We start from the raw sequence: 20967 nt of genomic DNA on the forward strand, positions 1-20967 counted from the left end.
GAGTTCTAGATAAAAAAGAAAGCATCTGAAGTGAGATGCTTTCTTTTTAGTATTTTCACTATCTGTTCGTTACTTGTTTCATAAGTGGTCTAATTTCTTTAACGGGTGGTTTTTTATCATAGGCATCAACGTAAGAAAAGTAATAATTTAAGTTTCTGAGAAGCCCTTTTCCTATTTTAGCACTTAAAAAGGGAAAGACTTGTCCAGTATAATCATCAAGAGATTTACAGTAGTATTTTTCATCTAAATATATACTGTATTTACATGTTAGTTCTACTAGTGAGTTCCCTTCATCATCAATTACTTCCTTAGAATCAATAATGTCTATTAATGCGAATTTTTCATTTAGATAAACTTTCTTCTTTTTCTCATGTTTATTTGTAAGTATAAATACGAGACCAATGGCGTTAATCAAACTGTTTCCTCCTATAAAAAACGGATATTAATAAAATATATCGATATACGTTAAATGTAAAGAGGACAGGTGAAATATCATTGCTAGAAAGTTCGATAAGCCGATTTGGTTTTCAAATCGGCTTATTGTTATTGAAATATTTGCGGGAATTGCTTTACGATTGCGTTTGTTATCATGTCGGACATTTCTAAAGCTTCTTTTTCAACTTTATCGTACAATTTTACTCCTGCTTCATAATATTTATTTAGAAATGCCAGTGCTTCTGCTTTTGTTAATGCTAGATGTTCATAAAACATTTGTGTAAATTCTTCTTTTTGTATATATGGGTTGATGCTAGTAAGAAACGCTACAATTTCATCACCGTTAGCGTACCATTTTTTCTCTATAGCGACAGCTGCGTTTTGGTCACCAGCTTTTGCGGCTTTAACAAGATCTGCTGCAATTACTAAGTGGTCTTTAATTAATGCACTATATTTTTTTACTGCATCTTCACCATAGAATGGTTCAAGAGATAGTCCCATATGTGTTGCATTTTGAAGAAGCCGTTTAACTGTAACGTTTACGTCTGGTAAATGAAAGACAATACTTATAATAGCTAATCTCGTCCAAGCGACATGTTGTTCCCAAAAGGAACGCATATAACCTTTTAAAAAGTTCTCATTTTTACTAATTCTGTAATTACGTACAGATGTATCAAAGTGTAGATAATGGTTATGATAGGGGGAGTAATACGATTGCCAATAAGAATACATAAACGGTAACACTCCTTTGAACATGTATAACTCAAAGTATGATGGGAATTTATAATTAGTTACGTGTCCTCGTTTATTTTCAGAAATTGCTATGGAAAAAGATGAGGAATTTTATTGCGTTATATATAAATAAATTGAATATAAGGTAAAAGAGGCTCTGCAAGGGAAGTTGCAGAGCCTCAAAAGGGTATTGCCGAGATGTCGGACTCGACTACGTAATATTATCATAAAATTCTATTAAAAAAACCTGGTAAATGTGTCCAATTGAAAGTGAGTCTTTAATAAAGTGAAAGGGACCTGCTTCCCGCGGCAGATCCCTTTCACTAGATAATGTCGATGAGCAAAAACTCATCTGGAGTACCTTTATAGTAACAAGTGAAATTCGTTTTGTGTATTGAGAAAAAAGAATTAGATAATTAAATGTTAAGCATTTATATTTTACCTTTTGTGATTATGACCATTTGTAGTGAGTGGATTAAGATTATAAAATGGCGATAAGATTTATAATTACATCTAATAGTGTTATGAAATATATAATAATAATAAAAGACCCACTTATATAAGCAGGTCAACTTAAGGGGGTTATCAAACAGAATATTTCATATGTTAACAACTGTATTGTATTAAGTCTATAAGGTTCATATTGAGAAAATGACTATGAACGATTTATTTCGCACGTGTATTAACGTTTAAAAAGTTGAGAAAGAAAATGAAAAAGCTTTCTATAAGAAAATAATGGTTGGTACTTATAGTATGATTCATATTTCCACGCTTCATTATTTGAGAATTGGGGTTGGTTCGATACGCTTTTCTGTTTGATGAAACTAATATTATGGTGCTTCATATAGTAACCTCCTGAATTCATATGTATAAGATTAGTAGTATTCAAGGAGAATTAATAAAATGTGTATTTATTTTGAAATTCGTTATAATTGCTAATCATTCTCAAAAACGTAAAGAAGCATAAATAATGAAAAAGCAGGCTGATAGTCATGTATTCATCACTTTCATGATACATAAGAGATGATATAATAGGAGTAGATGAAAGATAAAGAAAAGCAGGTGACTCTTTTTTGTTTACAAAAGCACAAGAACTTTTAGCGTCTTATTTCGGTTATTCGTCATTCCGAAGAGGACAAGATGAAACAATTAAAAATGTATTAGATGGGAAAGATACTGTCTGTATTATGCCTACAGGTGGTGGTAAGTCAATTTGTTATCAAATTCCCGCATTAGTATTTGAAGGAACAACGTTAGTTATATCGCCTTTAATATCACTTATGAAAGACCAAGTAGATACATTAGTACAAAATGGTATTTCAGCTACATATATTAATAGTTCTATTTCGATTACAGAAGCGAATCAACGGATTCAATTAGCGAAACAGGGCCATTATAAGTTACTTTATGTAGCGCCAGAGCGACTTGATTCAATGGAGTTTGTTGACCAACTGATCGATATGAAAATCCCGATGATTGCCATTGATGAGGCGCACTGTATTTCGCAGTGGGGACATGATTTCCGTCCGAGCTATTTACATATACACCGTATATTAGATTATCTTCCGGAAAAACCGCTCGTATTAGCATTAACTGCTACGGCAACACCACAAGTTCGTGATGATATTTGCAACACGCTTGGAATTAATCAAGAAAACACGATTATGACAACGTTTGAGCGCGAGAACTTATCATTTTCTGTTATTAAAGGACAAGATCGTAATGCATATTTAGCGGATTATATTCGTCAAAATCAAAAGGAATCTGGGATTATATATGCAGCTACTAGAAAAGTAGTTGATCAGTTGTATGAGGATTTAATGAAAGCGGGAGTTTCTGTATCAAAATATCATGCCGGTATGAGTGATAACGATCGAAATGAGCAACAAGAACTCTTTTTACGTGATGAAGTGAGTGTAATGGTAGCCACATCTGCGTTTGGGATGGGTATTGATAAATCGAATATTCGTTACGTTATCCATTATCAACTTCCAAAAAATATGGAAAGTTATTACCAAGAAGCAGGACGTGCTGGCCGTGACGGATTAGATAGTGCATGTATATTGCTTTATTCTTCTCAAGATGTACAAGTACAACGCTTTTTAATTGATCAATCGACAGGAGAGTCTCGTTTTTCAAACGAACTTGAAAAACTGCAAAATATGACTGACTACTGTCATACAGAACAATGTTTACAATCATTTATTTTGCAATACTTTGGAGAAGAACCAAAAGAAGATTGTGGCCGCTGCGGTAATTGTACAGACGACCGAGAAAGTATCGATGTGACGAGAGAATCGCAAATGGTTTTATCTTGTATGATTAGGACGAACCAACGATTTGGTAAACAAATGATTGCACAAGTACTAACTGGATCTAAAAATAAGAAAGTCATTGAATTTAATTTTCATACTTTGCCAACTTACGGACTTTTATCAAATCGTAGTGTAAAAGAAGTGAGTGAATTTATTGAGTTTTTAATTTCAGACGAGCTAATTGCAGTTGAACATGGTACTTACCCGACACTAAAAGTAACGGAAAAAGGGAAAGAAGTGTTACTTGGTAAAGAGAATGTTTTACGTAAAGAACGAGTAGAGACAAGACAAATCGTTCAAGATCATCCTTTATTTGAAGTACTTCGCGAAGTACGTAAAGAAATTGCGCAAGGAGAAGGGGTACCTCCATTCGTTATTTTCTCTGACCAAACGTTGAAAGATATGTGCGCAAAAATGCCGCAAAGCGATTCTGAACTTTTAACTGTGAAAGGGATTGGTGAACACAAACTTGTGAAGTATGGTTCGCACTTCTTACAAGCAGTTCAGCACTTTATTGATGAAAACCCAAACTATGCTGAAACTATTAAAACAGAAGTGGTGACAGAGCGGAAGAAATCAGGGAAAGCTTCAGCAAATTCTCATTTGGAAACGTATGAAATGTATAAACAAGGTATTAATCTAGATGAAATTGCGAAAGAACGTGGATTATCAAGACAAACGATTGAAAATCATTTAATTCGTTGTTTTGAAGATGGAATGGAAGTAGACTGGAACAGTTTTGTTCCTGCAGAATACGAACAACTGATTGAAACTGCTGTGCAAAATGCTGATGGTGGTCTGAAATCGATTAAGGAACAACTTCCGAATGAAGTGAGTTACTTTATGATTCGTGCTTATTTACAAATTAGAAAGTAGTGACATGTAAAGGGGATAGGGATTTATGCATCACGTTTTTGTGTATGGCACGCTAAGAAAAGAGCAAACGAATGCTCATTATATGCAAGGTGCAATATGCATTGCAGACGAAGCATGGACGTATGGGGAATTATTTGATACAAACGAAGGGTATCCGGCGATGACTTATTCGAATGAAGAAAAGGTGTATGGAGAAGTTTATGAAGTAAATGATGACATATTGCGTAAGTTAGACGAACTAGAAGAATATACAGGTAATGCAGAGACGGATTTATATGAACGAATCACACAAATAGTATTTGATGGTGATAGGGAAATAGAGGCATATGTGTATATCGCTCAAGATAAAAATATGCTAAAGAAAGTTATCATTTCTGGTGATTGGTTGAAGTATCAACAAGGGAAATAATAGCAGTCATAGAGCAGATAGTGGAATTTTCCATTATCTGCTCTTTTATTTTTGGTACTTTAAAAATTCTTATTATTTAGATAAAATGTAAATATAGGGAAATCAAAAGGAGGATTTTTCATGGGTATCAGAAATTTAGTTTCTCACCTGTAGTAGAAAAATAACGTACAGGAGGAGAATAATAACGTACAGGAGGAGAATAATAATGAACGAATTAAATGTAAAAGAATTTTATAAAAAACAATTTGAATTACTAAGCTATGATATAAAAAATGAAAATTGGTTGCAGGAAGTTGCGAAAGAAGTACAAGAACAAATTGGATATCCATTTCAAACGATGTTAGAACTAGGAGCTGGAAATGGTGGTTTTGCAAGAGCGATGTCTAATTTGGATGTAAAAATGACTACGGTTGAGCTTGTACCAGAGTTAGTTATGTTTGCTAAAGAACATTCTACTAGTGATATAGATATTCATTGCGCTGATTTTTATAAAATTAACTTTGAAGAAAAGTTTGATGTTGTTAGTTATTTAGATGGATTTGGTGTAGGGACAGATGAAGAACAATTGGTTTTATTAAAACGAATCCATAATTGGTTGAAAGATGATGGGTGTGCACTTATTGATATTTATCAACCATTATATTGGGAAAAAGCAAATGGACAAGAAATGCCGATTTATTCTGCAATGCGAAAATATGAATATGATAGTGAAAATGCTAGGATGCTGGACCACTGGTGGGAAAAGGATTCTTCAAATGATATCGCGACACAATCTTTACGTTGCTATACGATAGATGAGATTAGTAATTTATGTGCAGAGGCTCATTTCAGTATAGTTGGGATTTTCCCAGGAGGAGCGTATGACTTTGAAGAGGGAAAATATAAAGAGCAAGCGTCTTTAAATAAATGCTTATCATATCGAATAAAAGTAAAAAAGAGTAAGGGTTAAATTCCTTACTCTTTTTGCTTCTATAGTGTGAATCATTGACTGTCTTTCGTATTTAATTGTCGTTCTTTTTTAATTCTTATAGATCTTAGTACAATCCCAATTCCAAGAAATACAATAGTAGCAACGACTCCGCTAATAGGGTTTAACCACAGATCACTACTGTTAGTAAGTGTAATAATCCCTGTTATTGTAACTAAAACAGTAGGAACGGCGTCTTCAATTGCATGCATGATAACGCATGGCCATACTGACTTTGTAAGTCTAAATACTTCAACATACATAATAGACCAAGAAACCATAAGTATACAGCCTGATAAAAGCATATGTAACCTTGAAATAGATTCAAAATATTCATTTGGTAAAAAGACTAAATAATAAGCGGCATGCCAAAGAGCCCAAACTAAACCAGAAATAATATAAATAAACCAATCGTTTAACTTTAGTTCAATGAGCTTAGGAGTTAAATAACCGCGCCATGAAAACTCTTCAAAAATATTTTTAATAAAGTTACCAATAGTAGACATGAATATGAGTGACAATAACGGATATATTTCAAAACTAGTTATGTTTGCTACTCCAAAAATAAGTGCTAAACTTATCGTTATTACTGTAACGAACGGATAAATTAGTATCGCAACGAAGTACCATTTAAAGTTTGCCTTCAAATTTAGTTTTATACCAAAATCATTCCAATCTCGGCTAATAACTCTAAGGAAAATACATGAGAGGAAAGGTAATATTAACCACAGTCCCATTCCTAAAGAGTTTCCTTCAGGCTGATCTGTTAGAAAAGAATCTAGAATTACGCCAATCCAGCCACTTGCCAATACAATGAACACAAAAATAAGTAAATGTAACTTAAGGGTTTTTCTTTTGGTAGCAGTCATTTTCAATAGACTCCTTTACTCTTATTTTTGACTTTTGTGACCTTGGGTATTTTATCAATGAAATAATAGATAACTAGAAAAGAAGCTGGAGAGTATGTAAGGGAAACTTAGTTAGATAGTATAAAGTCCTTTTAATCAATAGAAAATAGCGGCTTTTGTATAAATCACTTTATTATATGTGTAGTTGTATGATTTAGATGTTATATATTCTTATCATGTAAAAATCTCATTGGAATTTCAATATTAGAAAGGTGAAAAGTAAGTTTTTTCAGAAAAAACAAATTAAGTCCTTGACTTTATAATTGGATTTTTAATACAATTATATTTCGACTGAAAAATTAGAACGGACAGGAGGGAATCATCAAATGAACAACATTTTTGAAGAAGAGTTACAAAAAATGAAAGATACATTACGTACGATGGATGATCAATTAGAACAGCTTGAAAAAATTCCAGTTTATTACGGCGATGATTTTAAAGAGCAAATTCTTGAAAGTATGAGGGAGTCTAATAGACAAAACTTACGTATTGGGGTACAAGAACCGTACTTTGGTAGATTAGATTTTCAAGAGGATGGCAAGGAAGAAGTTATGCCGATTTACATCGGTAAAGTTGGTGTTTCAGATAAAGATACGATGAAACCAATTGTAATTGATTGGCGGGCACCTGTCGCAAGTATGTTTTATTCATTTACCGGCGGTGATGAATTAGCGTTTTATCAATCACCAGATGGATTAGTAGAAGGTGATGTTTATTTAAAGCGAAACATCTCTATTCGAAAAAGAGAATTAGAACGTGTTGTTGATACATATGTAAAAGGAAATGAAGATGTCTCGCATGCTGATGATTTTCTTCTATATCGATTAGGTGAGAATAAAGATAATAAACTAAAGGATATTGTTTCGACGATACAATCGGAGCAAAATGATATTATTCGTGCGGAAAGAAACTTACCATTACTTATTCAAGGGGTTGCAGGAAGCGGTAAAACAACAATCGCTTTACATCGCCTTGCTTTTTTAATTTATGAATATCGTGAGCAATTAGAAGCGGAGCGAATGATTGTTTTCGCTCCGAATAGTCTGTTTTTAGATTATATTTCGAGTGTACTTCCTGAATTAGGTGTAGGGAATATTAGTCAAACAACATTTCCGGACTGGGCATTACGTACGTTAGATGATTCGGTGAAACTGAAGCAGACAGAAGAAAAGTTGAAAGAAGCATTTTCTATTAATCGTGATGAAAGAAAGGTTATGCTTGGTAAATTGAAAGGTACGCTAGAATTTAAGTCCTTTATTGAAGAGCAAATGGTTCAAATTGAAAAAGAACTAGTACCAACAAGTAATTTTGAGGCATGGGATAAAGCTGTTATTCCAGTGGAAGATATAAAAAAATGGATGCAAGTTGAGTATAAACATTATCCATTAAAGAAAAGAAGAGAACGTTTAGTTGGCCGAATGAAGCGCTGGATTGAAATTGAACTAAAAAAGTATGGCGAAACAAACGAGAAGAAATTATTAAAAAAAGAAGCAACAAAGAGATTGAACAGTTATATGAAGTTTTGGCCGAAAATGAGCTCGCTTTCAATATATAGTTCAATATTGAAAAGCAAAGAAATACTCGAAGTATTACCCGAGGAACTTGTGAAAGAAACTGAGAAGAGTTGTCGTAAAAAAGAAGTGTATGTAGAAGATTTACCCGCTTTAATTTACATACATCATCGCATAACAGGTATTGAAATCGGGCAGAAATTTCATCACGTCGTTATTGATGAAGCGCAAGATTTCTCACCATTCCAAGTTTATGTATTAAAAGAAATTACATTAGGTAATTCTTTCACTATATTAGGTGATTTATCTCAAGCGATTTATGATTACCAAGGGATTGAAGATTGGAGTGCTTTTAAGGAAGTATTCCAAGAAACAGGCTATTATGAACTGACGAGAAGCTATCGTTCTACAAAAGAAATTATTGAATTTGCGAACGAAATAATTAAAAATGCTGAGATTCCAGTAGGGCTTGCGACACCAGTTTTTCGTAGTGGTGAAGAGGTCAAAGTAATTCAAGCAGAAGATCAATTTAATGAGATTATGAAGACGTTAAAACATTTACAAAATGATGATGTGAAAACAATTGCGGTAATAGGAAGAACAGACGGTGAATGTCGCGATATATATGAGAAATTAACAAAGGCAGGAGTAGCTGTAAACGTCATTGAAGCAGATCAAAGTAAATATGAAGGTGGTATTTCAGTAGTACCTGTATACTTGGCAAAAGGGCTAGAATTTGACGCTGTTCTACTAATTGATGTTGATGAAGAACATTACAAAAATACAAAACACGATGCAAAGTTACTATATGTCGGATGTACGAGATCACTTCATAATTTATGGATTTTCCATAGTGGGGAAGCATCGCCTTTAATTAACGGATTAAAATAAAAATGAAACGCAAGAGGCTTTTCTAGTAACAAAAAGAAGGACCTCTTGTTTTTCCATATAAAGGTTCGGGGAGAGAATAACAATGATTACAAAAGTAATAACGAAAAGAAATTGGGAAATCGCAAAGATAAAGGGAGGAATTAATGAAGCCTCATTAAAAGAAGAGGGATTTATTCATTGTTCGTTTTTTGAACAAGCTTTAAAAGTCGCAGAAACACATTTTAGTCATGAAGAAGAAGTTTTATTACTAACAATTGATCTAACTCTGTTAAAAGCAGAAATAAAATATGAACTTGCTTCTAACGGCCAAGAATATCCGCATGTTTACGGAGCAATTAATATAGATGCAATTATAGATGTTGTTCCATTGCTTAAGGAAAACGGGGAATTTATATTACCAGAGTTACAAAGGTAAGCGTGTTACAAGTAAATAATTTAGTTAGAAAAGCACAAATCATATAGTTTGTGCTTTTTATTATCCGTTTTTTGGTAAAATATTGTTGTTTTTGTCACACTAATACTGTACGATACATAGTATAAAACATATACTGTATGACATATAGTAATGAAAATGAGGTGAATACATGGATGCTTTATTAAATTCATTAATTACTGAACTAAGAAGAGGTACATTAACATTAGCGGTTTTAAGCCAATTAAGAACGCCGCAGTATGGATATTCACTTGTCCAATTATTAGAGAAATCAGGAATCGTAATCGATCAAAGTACTTTATATCCACTACTTCGCCGGTTAGAAAAGCAAGAGCTAGTGACGAGTAGTTGGGATAAAACAGAGAGTAGACCTCGTAAATATTATGTTTTAACTGAATACGGATTAGAAATATTCCAGCAGTTGAGAAAGGAATGGATAAAGGATTCGAAAGAGCTTTATAACTTATTAAAGGAGGAGGACAAGAATGAATTTGATTGATATTTATGTCGAGGAAGTAGCGAAGAGATTACCTGAAAAAAATCGTGAAGATATTATTCTTGAGCTACGGTCAACAATTGAGGATATGTTGCCTGATGATTATAATGAAGATGATGAAAAAAGGGTTCTTGAAAAATTGGGGAGTCCGGTTTCATTAGCTAATGGATATTTGGATAGACCGATGCATTTAATTGGACCGCGTTATTTTGATGTATATACGACATTATTAAAAATGATCATTCCAATTGCAGTTGTTATTGCACTCATTGCAATGGTTGCAGAAAATTTTTTAAGTTATACTGGTGATCAAGCAGTATTAAATGTTATTTTACAAGTAATAGGTAAAGGCATTGGAGAAATTTTTGAAGTAGCCCTCCATGTATTTTTCTGGTTAACACTCGTATTTGCTATTTTAGAAAGAACGGATAAAAACAAAGATACCGAGCCGTTGACGACAAATTTAAAAAAGTGGACGCCAGATGATTTGAAAAACATTTCGTACATTCCGAAGAAAAAAGCAATCTCCAAGTTTGAAGTTTTTGGAGGATTAATGTGGACGGCAATATGGGGTACACTTTATTTTTATGCGAATCATCTCGTTGGCGTATACAGTGGTACGGGAAGTGGATTGAAGTTTGTCGCGCCAACGTTTAATCAAGATGTGTTACTTCAGTATTGGCCAATCGTTGTGATGATAATTGTTTTTGAAATAGCGATATCTCTTTATAAATTAGTACAGGGACAATGGACAAAAAGATTGGCAATCGGGAATGCTATTCTCCAAATAGCTGGAACGATAGTATTCATTATAATTGTAGTAAATCCGCACATATTTACCGATGGATTTATTACGTTTGTGGCAAATGTGTTCACTATTTCTCCGGAAGAACTTAAAAAGTGGCTAATTAGTGGGGGTATTCTCATTTACGTTTTATCTGCTGCATTAAACATTTATGATGGCTTTCGAAAAGCTAGTGTTCGTGTAACAAATAGGTAGTTAAAAAGAGAACGTATATGAAAGGAAGAAAACGATGATAAGGGAAGCAACGGAAAAAGATGTAATATACATTTTAGATATTTATAATGATGCGATACTGAATACAACTGCTGTATATACGTATAAACCCGTAACCCTTGAAAATAGAATAGATTGGTATGAACAAAAAAAGGCTGATGGTTATCCGATTTTTGTATACGAACTAGATAATAAAGTAGTAGGATTTGCGACATTCGGTCCGTTTAGAGCTTGGCCTGCCTACAAATATTCAATTGAGCATTCTGTGTATGTTGATAAGGAATATAGAAAATGTGGGATTGGAACTTCTTTGATGAGAGCATTGATCACAATTGCAAAAGAAAGAGAATATATGACTTTAATTGCTGGAATTGATGCGGAAAACGAGAAAAGTATTGCCTTACATGAAAACTATGGATTTGTTCATGCTGGGACAATCAAAAAGGCTGGTTATAAGTTTAATAAATGGCTAGATTTAGCTTTTTATCAATTGGAGCTTAATGGTCCTAAAAATCCTTTAGAAGAATAGAAAATTAGTATCTTAGGTAGCATGGAGTTATTCATGCTACCTTTTTCTTATTGTAATCATAAGAATGCTTATCTAAAAAAGGGATTTTATATTATATATTGAATTATTAAAAAATAATATGACGTTTGGAAAAGAGGCTGGGAAATGGAAACTGTCATTCAAAAAATGAAAGAGATACAATCTGATCATGTTGGGATAGCTATTTATTCTACAAAAAGTAATCGTTAGGAATATTTAACAAATTCCCGTTTCTTTATGTTATTGGGGGAAAAGATTTACCTAATCGACGTGAAAATAAAGAGGTAGATGAAGCTTTTGCAGTAGCTTTGAAGTACATATACAAAGAATATAGTCAAAGTATGCTAGGAGTGAGTAATTGAAAAGAAACTTAAAGACATCAACAATCATTATGTTAATTGTAACGATTATTGCTCTTGAAGTGGGTATCGCACTATACGATCACAATTTGTCATTAGATACTATTTATTTTGCAGCGATCCTCATTTGTATTGTATTACTTTTTGGTACACGTGTTTCTGAGAAGAAAGAGAGACGAAAAAAAACAGCTCTTTTATTTTGGCCATCTATTTTACTATCTATTGCTTCTTTTGCAGTTATAAGTTATATAAGAATAGGCTATGTCTCTGTACCAGGGATAATTGGTTTTTCATGCTTTGTTACATATGGTGGATTCGTATTTATTAGTATTTTAAAGAGGAAAAGTAAAAATTAAAGATAACTTACTAAGTTGAAAGGAAGGAATATATGAAACACATAGAGAATGGTACTCGCGCTGAAGGAGAATACATAAAAAATAAAGTCATTCAATATAACATGTCTATTTTAACTGATGAAGCAAAACAGCCGATGGAACAAGTAAGTTTTGTTGTGAAAGATGAGGCTGGGAAAATCTTTGGCGGCGTAACAGGTACGATGTATTTTTATCATCTTCATATAGATTTTTTATGGGTTGATGATTCAGTTCGTCATGATGGTTATGGTAGTCAACTATTACATAAAATTGAAGATATTGCGAAGGAAAAAGGTTGTAGATTAATATTATTAGATTCATTTAGTTTTCAAGCACCAGAATTTTATAAAAAGCATGGCTACCGAGAATATGGTGTTGTTGAAGATCATCCGAAAGGGCATAGTCAACACTTTTTAGAGAAGAGGTTATAGTATTCGTGTTTTGCGAGAAAAGTGTTTTTTAAAAGCATCGCCAATAAGGCGATGCTTTTTTTAGTTTATAGAAACTAATCCATCTGATGCAATTATGCGAAGAAATAGTTCGATTCGTATTACAAGGATTTTCTTTTTTTACTATTCAAATAGCTTATTCATTAAATCTTGTATTTCACGTCTTCTTTTATCTGTTTCATCCTTATCAATTGTATACGTATCATCCTCTATTATGAGAACATCACCCTCTTTTGCAGTGGAAGGGAGTTTGGATTTAGGTACATCAATTGTTACGTTATTCACTTCAATAACTGCTAGTTCGCCTTCGAAACGGTCAATAATACCTCTCTTCATAATTATCTCTCCGTTCTTACAGAAATGTTAGAACCATCACTAGTAATAATTACAGTTCCATTTAAATCCGTTCTATATACTTTAACAGACATTGCATTTAACTTTGCTAAAGTTTCCTGTGTGGGATGGCCATATCGGTTACCTGCACCTGCACTGATTACAGCGATACTTGGTTTCACTGCATCTAAAAATGGTTGAGAAGAAGAAGTCTTACTTCCGTGATGGCCAGGTTTTAATACATCGGATTTTAGGCCGGAACCATATGTTGCAACCATATCTTTTTCACTTTTAGATTCAGCATCACCAGTAAATAAGAAAGATTTGCTGCCATGTGTTACTTTTAATACAGCACTCCACTCATTTAGATCGTTACCGTATTCTTTAACAGGAGCTAAAAATTGTGAGTTTAAACCATTGATTGGTAAAGTTACTCCAGACTTCGCTTCTTTAATAGTTAACCCTTTGTTAGCTACTGCAGTTAAAAAGTCTTGAAACGTTTGTGTCGTATGGCTTACTTTAGGTGCGTAAACGTTTTTTACATTCATAGCATAAAGTACTTCATCCAATCCGCCTACATGATCGGCATCAGGATGAGTAGCAATCATATAATCGATAGTTTGGAATCCTAATCCTTTTAAATAATTTGCTACTACTTTACCTTTTCCGTTGTTACCACCGTCAATAAGGATCGTTTCGCCACTTGGAGATTTAATAAAAGTAGCATCACCTTGTCCTACATCAATATAATGAACTTCTAACTCTCCTTTAGGCTTAGGAAGAGCCGGACGGAAACTAGGTTCTAATACACGAGCTAAAAATGCGGCGAACTGTTCACGAGTTACTTTTACGTCTGGACCAAATGTACCATCAGGAAACCCAGCTGTAATATTATTTTGAGCTAAAATTTTGACAAAATTGTAACCCCAATGAGTAGATGGAACATCAGGGAAATTGACGTCTGCACCTGTAGGTTGCAAATTAAAAGTTTTAACTAAAACTACTGCCATTTCTGCACGAGTTAATGAACGGTCAGGGAAATAGTTTGTTTCACGTTGTACAATGTTATTATGTGCTAACTTATGTACAGAATCATAGTAATAGATACCTTTGGCTACATCGGAAAAAATATGATTATAGCTAGATGGTTTTTCTAATTTTAATGATAAATCTAGCATTAAGGCCATTTGTCCACGAGTTACATCATCACCCGGTTTAAAAGTTCCTTCTGGCGTACCATTAATGATACCTTTATCCGATAAATAGTTAATTTCCTTAATTGCCCAATGATTAGATTGGACATCTGGGAAAGCTTTAGCACTTGTAAGATTTGGAATGAACAATGTTAAAATCATGACAAATGCTGTTAGTAATAAACTAAACTTTTTCAAAAAATCGCCTCACTTAATGTATTTTTTACCTTATTAACTTTACCATTTATTACAAGTAATTCAAAGTTTAATAAGTAAATATTTTATTAGTTGTTTTGTATTTCCATAAATTCGTTAATTTGAAATAATCTAACTTAATAGAGGGGATAGGAAAGGTATTAGAGAATTGTTTATATTGCAATTGTAAAATCCATATTATAAATTTATAAAATCATTTATAATAATTTATATCATGTTAAATGGGAGAAAGAAAATGTATACATATAAATTACAAGATGAGAAACCAATCTGTTCAGAAAAATTAAAAAGGCTTTACGATTCTGTCGGTTGGTGGCCAGAAAGAAAAGAAATCGATATTCAAAAAATGTTAAAAAATAGTATAGCAATTGGGGTATGGAAAGAAAATGAGTTAATTGGTTTTGCTAGAGTTGTTTCAGATGGTGTTTTTCGAGCGTACTTAGAAGATGTTGTTGTGCATGAGAGTGTAAGAAATAAAGGTATTGGTGAGAAGATGCTTACAATGTTGCTTGAAGAGATATCTCATATCAATATTGTGAGCCTATTTTGTGGAGAGAAACTTATAAAGTTTTATGGTCAACAGCAATTTCAAGTGACGAAACAAATGGTGATGCACCGTAATCAAATAGTGAAAGAATAAGAGGTGACAATTAGAATGATTGCGACAAGAGCGTATTGTTTATCGAAAAGAAAAGCGACAGAAGATTCTCCTGATGGTTGGAATGCAACATGTATGAGGCTTAATAATAAAATATTTGCGATATTGAACCATGAAGAAGGCGAAAAAGCGGCAATAACATTAAAATGTGATCCAGAACTTGCGCTAAGATTAAGAGAAGAGTATCCAGAAACAATCATTCCGGGGTATCATATGAATAAAAAACATTGGAATACGGTGTATATACATAAAGATGTGGAACAGGTGCAAATTAATAAGATGATTGATTGGTCGTATGATTTAGTTCTGCAGTCATTTTCAAAGAAAAAGCAGCAAGAGTTATTAGATTAATATGTATAAGGGGTGGATGTATTGAAAGACACGATCAAAGATACATATGATAAATTAGCGAGTACATATAAAGAAAATCTAGATGTGGCAAATCCATATAACAGCTATTATGAAAGACCAGCGATGATGGAGATGGTTCCAAAGAAATTAGAAGGGAAGAGTATACTAGATGCCGGATGTGCAGCTGGATGGTATACTTCTCAATTTGTAGAAAGAGGAGCAAATGTTACTGCAATTGACGTAAGTTATGAAATGGTAAAAGCTGCAAAGGATAGTATGGGGGATAAAGCAACGTTTCTTTGTCATGACTTGCAAGAAGTATTACCGTTTGAAGATCATACTTTTGATGTAATTGTAAGTTCCTTAACCCTTCATTATTTAGAAAATTGGAATCAAGTATTTCAGGAATTTCGTCGAGTATTGAAGCCAGGTGGAGAATTTATATACTCTATTCATCATCCTTTTATGGATTTTACAAAGTTTACTTGTGAAAATTATTTTGAAAAACAATTATTAGTAGATACTTGGATTAAACCTAATATTACAATTGAAGTTGAATTTTTTAGAAGGTCACTTCAAGATATTATTAATGAAACAACAAATTATTTTATGTTAGAAAAAATGGTCGAACCAAGGCCAGTTGAAAAGATGAAAGAAGTAAATGAAAAATCTTATTACTATTTAAATACAAATCCACATTTTCTTATTGTTAAAGCAGTTAATAAATAGCTAGTAAAATGATTATATTTTACTAGCTATTTTGCAGTTATAAATGATGAATTAGGAGTTTTGAAATGAATATGAAACGAAATAGATTACTATACGCAATGTTTACAATCCTTGTTATTATTTTAGGGCTTAGTTCAAGAAAGTTTGCTTTTGCGCTGCCGGCTCTATTAAATGATTATTTAGGTGATGCTTTATGGGCGTTAATGATTTTCATTGGATTTGGATTTTTATTTCCTAAAATAGAAATGAAGAAATTGGCTTTTGTTAGTTTAATGTTTTGCTACGGGATTGAAGTGAGCCAATTGTATCATGCTGAATGGATAGATAGTATTCGCGCAACGACTTTAGGTGGACTCGTATTAGGTTATGGATTTTTGTGGAGTGATTTAGTTGCTTATACAATTGGTGTTGGGGTAGGATTTCTTTTTGAGTTTATATTAAGGACGAATAAGCGATTTTAAATGGAGGTATTTATTATGGAGGATATATTAGAAATTGTGAATTTTTGGTTTGAAGATAAAGATGTCACAGCTACTGAAATAAAAGCAAACGTAACAAAGATTCATTGTAATAATAAATCCTATATTTTGAAGGAAAAGGGATCGATAAAACAACTATTAGTTGAAATACATGTATTAGAACAGCTTGAGGAAAAAGGGGTTAAAGTACAAAAATTAGTGAAAACGAGTAATGGTAAAAAGTATGTATTTTATAAAGAGAAGTATTATTGTTTGTACAAATATATTGCTGGAAGTGTACTTGAAATAAAAGATACAGAAAATCTGAAAGAGCTAGGAAGTACAATTGGAGAAGTGATAGCGCGTTTGCATCAAGCACTTAGTTCAATGGATAATGAAAACTACTTTGTAAAAAGAGATTTATACAAAGTAGTATACAGTTGGGCTTTACCCATTCTAGAAAAGAATGAGAATGTTCATCAGGATGTAATTCGAAAAATGAATCAAATACATACAGATTTTAAGGAAAAGGTCCATCCATTACGAAAACAAATCATTCATCGGGATATGCACTTATCAAATGTTATCTTTAAGGATAATGAATTTCAAGGGTTTATAGATTTTGAGCTTTTAGAAAGGAATGTTAGAGTATTTGATTTATGCTATTGTTGTACGAGTATTTTGAGTGAGTTATATAGCGATGAAGAATTAAGAAGAAAGTGGCAACATATCATCAGCAAAATCTTTGAAGGATATAATAAGCAAAACATTTTAATGAAAGAAGAACTACAGTCTATTTGGTATGTCATGCTTTCGATTCAAGTTATCTTTATTACTTATTTTGTTCAGTTAACAGATTTATTAAAGTTAAATGAAGAGATGTTTTTCTGGATTTTTGCTAATAAAGAAACTATTGAAGAATTAATAGAAAGTAGTGTACAAATATGAAAAAAATAATATTAATAGGTTCTGGTGGTTCAGGGAAGTCTACATTAGCAAAACAGCTAGGAAATAAACTAAATATTAAAGTACATCATCTTGATGCACTATTTTGGAAACCGAATTGGGAAGGAGTACCGAAAGAAGAGCAAAGAACGGTTCAGAATGAATTAGTGAAAGAAGATGAGTGGATTATTGATGGGAATTATGGTGGGACAATGGATATAAGAATGAACGCAGCTGATACAATTATTTTTCTTGATATTCATAGAACAATATGTGTCTATCGTGCTTTTAAAAGAGTTGTACAATATCGGAATAAAACAAGACCGGATATGGGCGCGGGATGTGAAGAAAGATTTGATTTGCAATTTTTTAAATGGATATGGGAATATCCTAAGACGAAGCGACCTACAATTTTAAAGAAGTTAAATCAATTGAGTAAGGATAAAGATGTTATTATTTTAAAATCTACAAATGAAGTAAGACTATTTTTAGAGAAGTACAATGCTATAAATGGTTAGATTATAAAAAGAAATAACCTGGGGGTATAGAATTGGATAGATTTATTAGGCTAGTTGATTCTAATATGGTGAAAATTCCAGCAGGAAAAGTAGAATTAAGAGATGATCGAATAAAGAAAGAATGGAAAGTCCAAGTTAATTCGTTTCTTCTTGCAAAGTATGTTGTAACGATGGAATTATATGATGCGATTACGAATCATACATCAAATTTATCCAAAGATAAAAACAAACTAGTTGTAATTTACATAGATGACCTTGGATTTAGGCTCGCTAAGTCCATTTAGAAAAATTATAAGAGCAAAATAATATAGATAAGATTTAAAGTAAGGAGTGTTTTAAGTGGCACGTGTTTTATTCATTAATGCTGGATCAGAAGGACATATAAATCCTACGTTGCAAGTTGTAGAAGAATTAGTTTCGCGTGGGGAAGAGGTAGTTTATTTTTCAATAGAAGCTTTCAGAGAACGTATTGAAAAAACAGGGGCTATTGTAAGAACAATTGACGACCAAAGGTTTATAAAAGCATTTCTTTCCGGTGGCCGAAATTATTTGCAGGAAAGAATAAATGGCCTTCTACATACAGCAGATGTTATTATACCAAGTGTTCTTGAACAAATTGAAGGAGAACATTTTGATTATATGATTCATGATTCGATGTTTGGCTGTGGCCGTATAATTGCTCAAATTTTAAAGCTTCCGGCAATAAATTCCTGTACATCTTTTGCACAAGATGAAAAATCATTTCAACCAATGTTAGATCACTTGTCTAAAAGTATCCCAGTGAAAGTTCAGGAGAGGATACATAATGATTTTGAAAGATTAACTAAGGAGGTTGCGGAAAAGTATAGTGTTGAAATAAACTCACCATATGAAGTTTTCTGTAATCCAGCGTCACTTACTATTGTATATACAATAAAAGAGTTCCAGCCTTTTGGAGATATGTTTAATGAAACATTTAAATTTGTAGGTCCATCCATCCCTGCACAAGTAAAAAATGAAGACTTTGATTTTACTTCAATTGAAGAAAAAAGCCCGATTTACATTTCGCTAGGCACTGTTTTTAATGAAGCGCTTGATTTTTATAAACTTTGTATGAAGGCGTTCGAGAATAGCGAGCATACTATTGTGATGTCTATTGGTAATAAAACGAACATAAGTGATTTAGGTAAAATTCCTAAAAACTTCATTGTGAAAAACTATGTACCACAAATGAAACTACTTGCATATACAAAGTTGTTTATTACACATGGTGGAATGAACAGTACACATGAAGGGCTATATAACGGGATTCCACTCATTGTAATTCCGCAAAGTGCAGATCAGCCAGTAATCGCAAAGCAAGTGGAGAATCTAGGAGCTGGAATTAAGTTATCTATGAAAGAATTAACTGTAGAACAACTACGTGAAAGTGTAGAACTTGTATTAAATAATCCATCATATAAAGAAGCTGCATTGCATTTGAAGAAGTCTTTCCAAAAATCTGATGGCTATAAGGGAACTGTTGATGAGGTTTTTAAATTTATAGAACGAAATGATTGATAATAGTAAACATAAAGGTATAGTTGAAAAGAGCATCTATATTATTCAATGTAGATGCTCTTTATTTTTAAGTAGAGAATAATAAATTAAGAAATAAACAAGTGTTATAGTATTTTCGTCATAAGAACGTGCGGAATGCCATCTTCCATAAATACATCAGAAGAGGTTTGATAACCTAGTTTTTTATAAAATCCTTCAGCCTGTGTTTGACCGTGTAGTTTTACTTTTGTAGATTCTTTTTCACGAGCAATTTCTTCTAACGCTTGAATAATTATTTTTCCTAAACCGTATTTACGATAGTCTTTTAAAATACAAATACGTTCTAATTTTCCAGTTCCATCAACAAATCGTATGCGACCTGTACCAACCGGAAGCTCATTATAATAAACTAAAATATGTTTACATTTCTCCTCGATTTCATCAAACATATCGAATTCATCTTCAAGTGGGACATTTTGTTCTTTTACAAATACTTCTTTTCGAATATGAAAGGCAGTTTCTAAATCTGTAAGTTCTGTTATGAGTTTGGAGTGCAAATTGTTCAATCCTTTCTAGTGTGATGTGCTTTTGTTTTCATAGTATATCATAATGTTACGTAATAACGAGAAAATATAAAAAAGCTGACTGTAAGAGTCAGCGTTCATTATAATTCCTGTATCCCGTTTTTTGTTCCAATAATCGCCTTACTAGTCATATTAACAAACAATCCGGTTTCAACTACACCAGTAATCATTTTTAATCTTTTGTGTAAATCGGAAGGAGTAGGTATATGATTAGGGAATATACAATCGATAATCATGTTATTATTATCGGTTATAAACGTTTCATTATTTTTTAAGCGTAACGTTGTTTGACATCCTAAAGATTGAATTTTACTTTCAGTTTGTTTCCATGAAAAAGGTATAATTTCAACAGGTAATGGGAAAGTACCTAAATGCGTTACGAGTTTCGATTCATCAGCAATGATAAGTAGTTCCTTAGAGGAAGAGGCAACGATTTTTTCGCGAAGTAATGCGCCACCGCCTCCTTTAATAAGCTGTAAATTAGAATCAATTTCATCAGCTCCATCAATTGTAAGATCAAGACTTTGTACGTCGTTTAACGAAATCAACGGAATATTTAGCTGCTGTGCCAATGCTTCCGTTTCCTTTGATGTCGGGACAGCTTGAATTGATAATCCCTCTTTTACACGTTGACCTAATTTTTGTATCGTCCAGTATGCGGTTGATCCTGTACCAAGACCAATCTTCATACCATCTTTTACGAAGGTTGCAGCATATTCACCAGCTATCTGTTTTAAATCCATC

24 protein-coding genes and 2 pseudogenes are annotated in these 20967 nt (G+C 32.8%); 19 read left to right on the plus strand and 7 right to left on the minus strand.

Features of this window, described 5'->3' with window-relative positions; translation table 11 throughout:
- Nucleotides 1–58: 58 nt before the first annotated feature.
- The gene (locus ACTFNE_RS06255) at nucleotides 59–415 is read right to left on the minus strand and encodes a hypothetical protein (RefSeq protein ID WP_000606238.1); all 357 of its coding nucleotides are present in this window, start codon (nucleotides 413–415) and stop codon (nucleotides 59–61) included.
- A gap of 128 nt (nucleotides 416–543) precedes the next feature.
- On the minus strand, nucleotides 544–1167 hold the full coding sequence (locus ACTFNE_RS06260) for an acetylglutamate kinase (protein ID WP_270704871.1): 624 nt from the start codon (nucleotides 1165–1167) through the stop codon (nucleotides 544–546).
- 1073 nt (nucleotides 1168–2240) lie between these two features.
- On the opposite strand from ACTFNE_RS06260, the gene recQ reads away from it, so the two are divergent.
- The 3 genes from recQ to ACTFNE_RS06275 all read left to right on the plus strand — a co-directional run bounded on the left by recQ (nucleotide 2241) and on the right by ACTFNE_RS06275 (nucleotide 5716).
- Nucleotides 2241–4358 carry a DNA helicase RecQ gene (gene recQ / locus ACTFNE_RS06265; protein ID WP_070806230.1) on the plus strand — a complete coding sequence of 706 codons (2118 nt, stop codon included), beginning with the start codon at nucleotides 2241–2243 and terminating at the stop codon, nucleotides 4356–4358.
- Nucleotides 4359–4383: 25 nt separating this feature from the next.
- Nucleotides 4384–4767 carry a gamma-glutamylcyclotransferase family protein gene (locus ACTFNE_RS06270; RefSeq protein ID WP_219914134.1) on the plus strand — a complete coding sequence of 128 codons (384 nt, stop codon included), beginning with the start codon at nucleotides 4384–4386 and terminating at the stop codon, nucleotides 4765–4767.
- A 205-nt stretch (nucleotides 4768–4972) separates the two neighbouring features.
- Nucleotides 4973–5716, plus strand: a complete 744-nt coding sequence (locus ACTFNE_RS06275) for a class I SAM-dependent methyltransferase (RefSeq protein WP_270704869.1) — start codon at nucleotides 4973–4975, stop codon at nucleotides 5714–5716.
- A gap of 32 nt (nucleotides 5717–5748) precedes the next feature.
- Here ACTFNE_RS06275 and ACTFNE_RS06280 read toward each other — a convergent pair whose 3' ends face one another.
- Nucleotides 5749–6603 (minus strand): CPBP family glutamic-type intramembrane protease, encoded by an 855-nt coding sequence (locus tag ACTFNE_RS06280; protein WP_270704868.1) that lies wholly within the window; start codon nucleotides 6601–6603, stop codon nucleotides 5749–5751.
- A 365-nt stretch (nucleotides 6604–6968) separates the two neighbouring features.
- Here ACTFNE_RS06280 and ACTFNE_RS06285 point away from each other — a divergent pair, with 365 nt between their 5' ends.
- From ACTFNE_RS06285 to ACTFNE_RS06320, 8 genes and pseudogenes are all read left to right on the plus strand, one after another.
- Entirely contained in the window at nucleotides 6969–9044 is a 2076-nt protein-coding gene (locus tag ACTFNE_RS06285) for a HelD family protein (protein ID WP_270704866.1), read from the plus strand.
- Nucleotides 9045–9126: 82 nt separating this feature from the next.
- Complete coding sequence (locus tag ACTFNE_RS06290; RefSeq protein WP_270704865.1) at nucleotides 9127–9459, plus strand: DUF952 domain-containing protein; 333 nt, start codon at nucleotides 9127–9129, stop codon at nucleotides 9457–9459.
- Between the two features lie 169 nt (nucleotides 9460–9628).
- Entirely contained in the window at nucleotides 9629–9976 is a 348-nt protein-coding gene (locus tag ACTFNE_RS06295) for a PadR family transcriptional regulator (protein WP_000339349.1), read from the plus strand.
- On the plus strand, nucleotides 9963–10973 hold the full coding sequence (locus ACTFNE_RS06300) for an HAAS signaling domain-containing protein (protein ID WP_001048848.1): 1011 nt from the start codon (nucleotides 9963–9965) through the stop codon (nucleotides 10971–10973). Before ACTFNE_RS06295 ends, ACTFNE_RS06300 begins: the two co-directional genes overlap by 14 nt.
- Nucleotides 10974–11007: 34 nt before the next feature.
- Nucleotides 11008–11520, plus strand: a complete 513-nt coding sequence (locus tag ACTFNE_RS06305; protein ID WP_000617502.1) for a GNAT family N-acetyltransferase — start codon at nucleotides 11008–11010, stop codon at nucleotides 11518–11520.
- A gap of 224 nt (nucleotides 11521–11744) precedes the next feature.
- Nucleotides 11745–11900 (plus strand): annotated as a pseudogene (locus tag ACTFNE_RS06310) (serine hydrolase); the annotation flags it as partial.
- Nucleotides 11897–12253, plus strand: coding sequence for a hypothetical protein (locus ACTFNE_RS06315; RefSeq protein WP_000828021.1), 357 nt, complete (start codon nucleotides 11897–11899; stop codon nucleotides 12251–12253). The pseudogene ACTFNE_RS06310 and the gene ACTFNE_RS06315, both read left to right, overlap by 4 nt.
- A gap of 32 nt (nucleotides 12254–12285) precedes the next feature.
- Nucleotides 12286–12702, plus strand: coding sequence for a GNAT family N-acetyltransferase (locus tag ACTFNE_RS06320; RefSeq protein WP_000680403.1), 417 nt, complete (start codon nucleotides 12286–12288; stop codon nucleotides 12700–12702).
- Nucleotides 12703–12843: 141 nt separating this feature from the next.
- Here ACTFNE_RS06320 and ACTFNE_RS06325 read toward each other — a convergent pair whose 3' ends face one another.
- Both ACTFNE_RS06325 and ACTFNE_RS06330 read right to left on the minus strand, forming a co-directional pair.
- Nucleotides 12844–13056, minus strand: coding sequence for a DUF3006 domain-containing protein (locus tag ACTFNE_RS06325; RefSeq protein WP_000820164.1), 213 nt, complete (start codon nucleotides 13054–13056; stop codon nucleotides 12844–12846).
- A 2-nt stretch (nucleotides 13057–13058) separates the two neighbouring features.
- Nucleotides 13059–14444, minus strand: coding sequence for an S-layer homology domain-containing protein (locus ACTFNE_RS06330; protein ID WP_046199071.1), 1386 nt, complete (start codon nucleotides 14442–14444; stop codon nucleotides 13059–13061).
- A 253-nt stretch (nucleotides 14445–14697) separates the two neighbouring features.
- Here ACTFNE_RS06330 and ACTFNE_RS06335 point away from each other — a divergent pair, with 253 nt between their 5' ends.
- From ACTFNE_RS06335 to ACTFNE_RS06370, 8 genes and pseudogenes are all read left to right on the plus strand, one after another.
- Entirely contained in the window at nucleotides 14698–15102 is a 405-nt protein-coding gene (locus ACTFNE_RS06335; RefSeq protein WP_046199072.1) for a GNAT family N-acetyltransferase, read from the plus strand.
- A gap of 15 nt (nucleotides 15103–15117) precedes the next feature.
- On the plus strand, nucleotides 15118–15471 hold the full coding sequence (locus ACTFNE_RS06340; RefSeq protein ID WP_000562184.1) for an MmcQ/YjbR family DNA-binding protein: 354 nt from the start codon (nucleotides 15118–15120) through the stop codon (nucleotides 15469–15471).
- Between the two features lie 21 nt (nucleotides 15472–15492).
- A complete protein-coding gene (locus ACTFNE_RS06345) occupies nucleotides 15493–16200 on the plus strand; it encodes a class I SAM-dependent methyltransferase (protein WP_046199073.1) in 708 nt (235 codons plus the stop codon).
- 65 nt (nucleotides 16201–16265) lie between these two features.
- A complete protein-coding gene (locus ACTFNE_RS06350) occupies nucleotides 16266–16661 on the plus strand; it encodes a DUF2809 domain-containing protein (protein ID WP_046199074.1) in 396 nt (131 codons plus the stop codon).
- 15 nt (nucleotides 16662–16676) lie between these two features.
- Complete coding sequence (locus tag ACTFNE_RS06355; protein WP_270704863.1) at nucleotides 16677–17606, plus strand: phosphotransferase enzyme family protein; 930 nt, start codon at nucleotides 16677–16679, stop codon at nucleotides 17604–17606.
- On the plus strand, nucleotides 17603–18121 hold the full coding sequence (locus tag ACTFNE_RS06360) for a DNA topology modulation protein (RefSeq protein ID WP_046199076.1): 519 nt from the start codon (nucleotides 17603–17605) through the stop codon (nucleotides 18119–18121). Before ACTFNE_RS06355 ends, ACTFNE_RS06360 begins: the two co-directional genes overlap by 4 nt.
- Before the next feature lie 32 nt (nucleotides 18122–18153).
- Nucleotides 18154–18360 (plus strand): annotated as a pseudogene (locus tag ACTFNE_RS06365) (formylglycine-generating enzyme family protein); the annotation flags it as partial.
- Between the two features lie 100 nt (nucleotides 18361–18460).
- A complete protein-coding gene (locus ACTFNE_RS06370; protein ID WP_046199078.1) occupies nucleotides 18461–19660 on the plus strand; it encodes a macrolide family glycosyltransferase in 1200 nt (399 codons plus the stop codon).
- A 104-nt stretch (nucleotides 19661–19764) separates the two neighbouring features.
- Here ACTFNE_RS06370 and ACTFNE_RS06375 read toward each other — a convergent pair whose 3' ends face one another.
- The gene (locus ACTFNE_RS06375) at nucleotides 19765–20196 is read right to left on the minus strand and encodes a GNAT family N-acetyltransferase (RefSeq protein WP_046199079.1); all 432 of its coding nucleotides are present in this window, start codon (nucleotides 20194–20196) and stop codon (nucleotides 19765–19767) included.
- 107 nt (nucleotides 20197–20303) lie between these two features.
- On the minus strand, nucleotides 20304–20966 hold the full coding sequence (gene rpiA, locus ACTFNE_RS06380; RefSeq protein ID WP_046199080.1) for a ribose 5-phosphate isomerase A: 663 nt from the start codon (nucleotides 20964–20966) through the stop codon (nucleotides 20304–20306).
- Nucleotide 20967 lies beyond the last annotated feature (1 nt).

It is taken from the genome of Bacillus cereus group sp. MYBKT111-2, assembly GCF_051915205.1.
GTDB classification, from domain to species: domain Bacteria; phylum Bacillota; class Bacilli; order Bacillales; family Bacillaceae_G; genus Bacillus_A; species Bacillus_A paranthracis.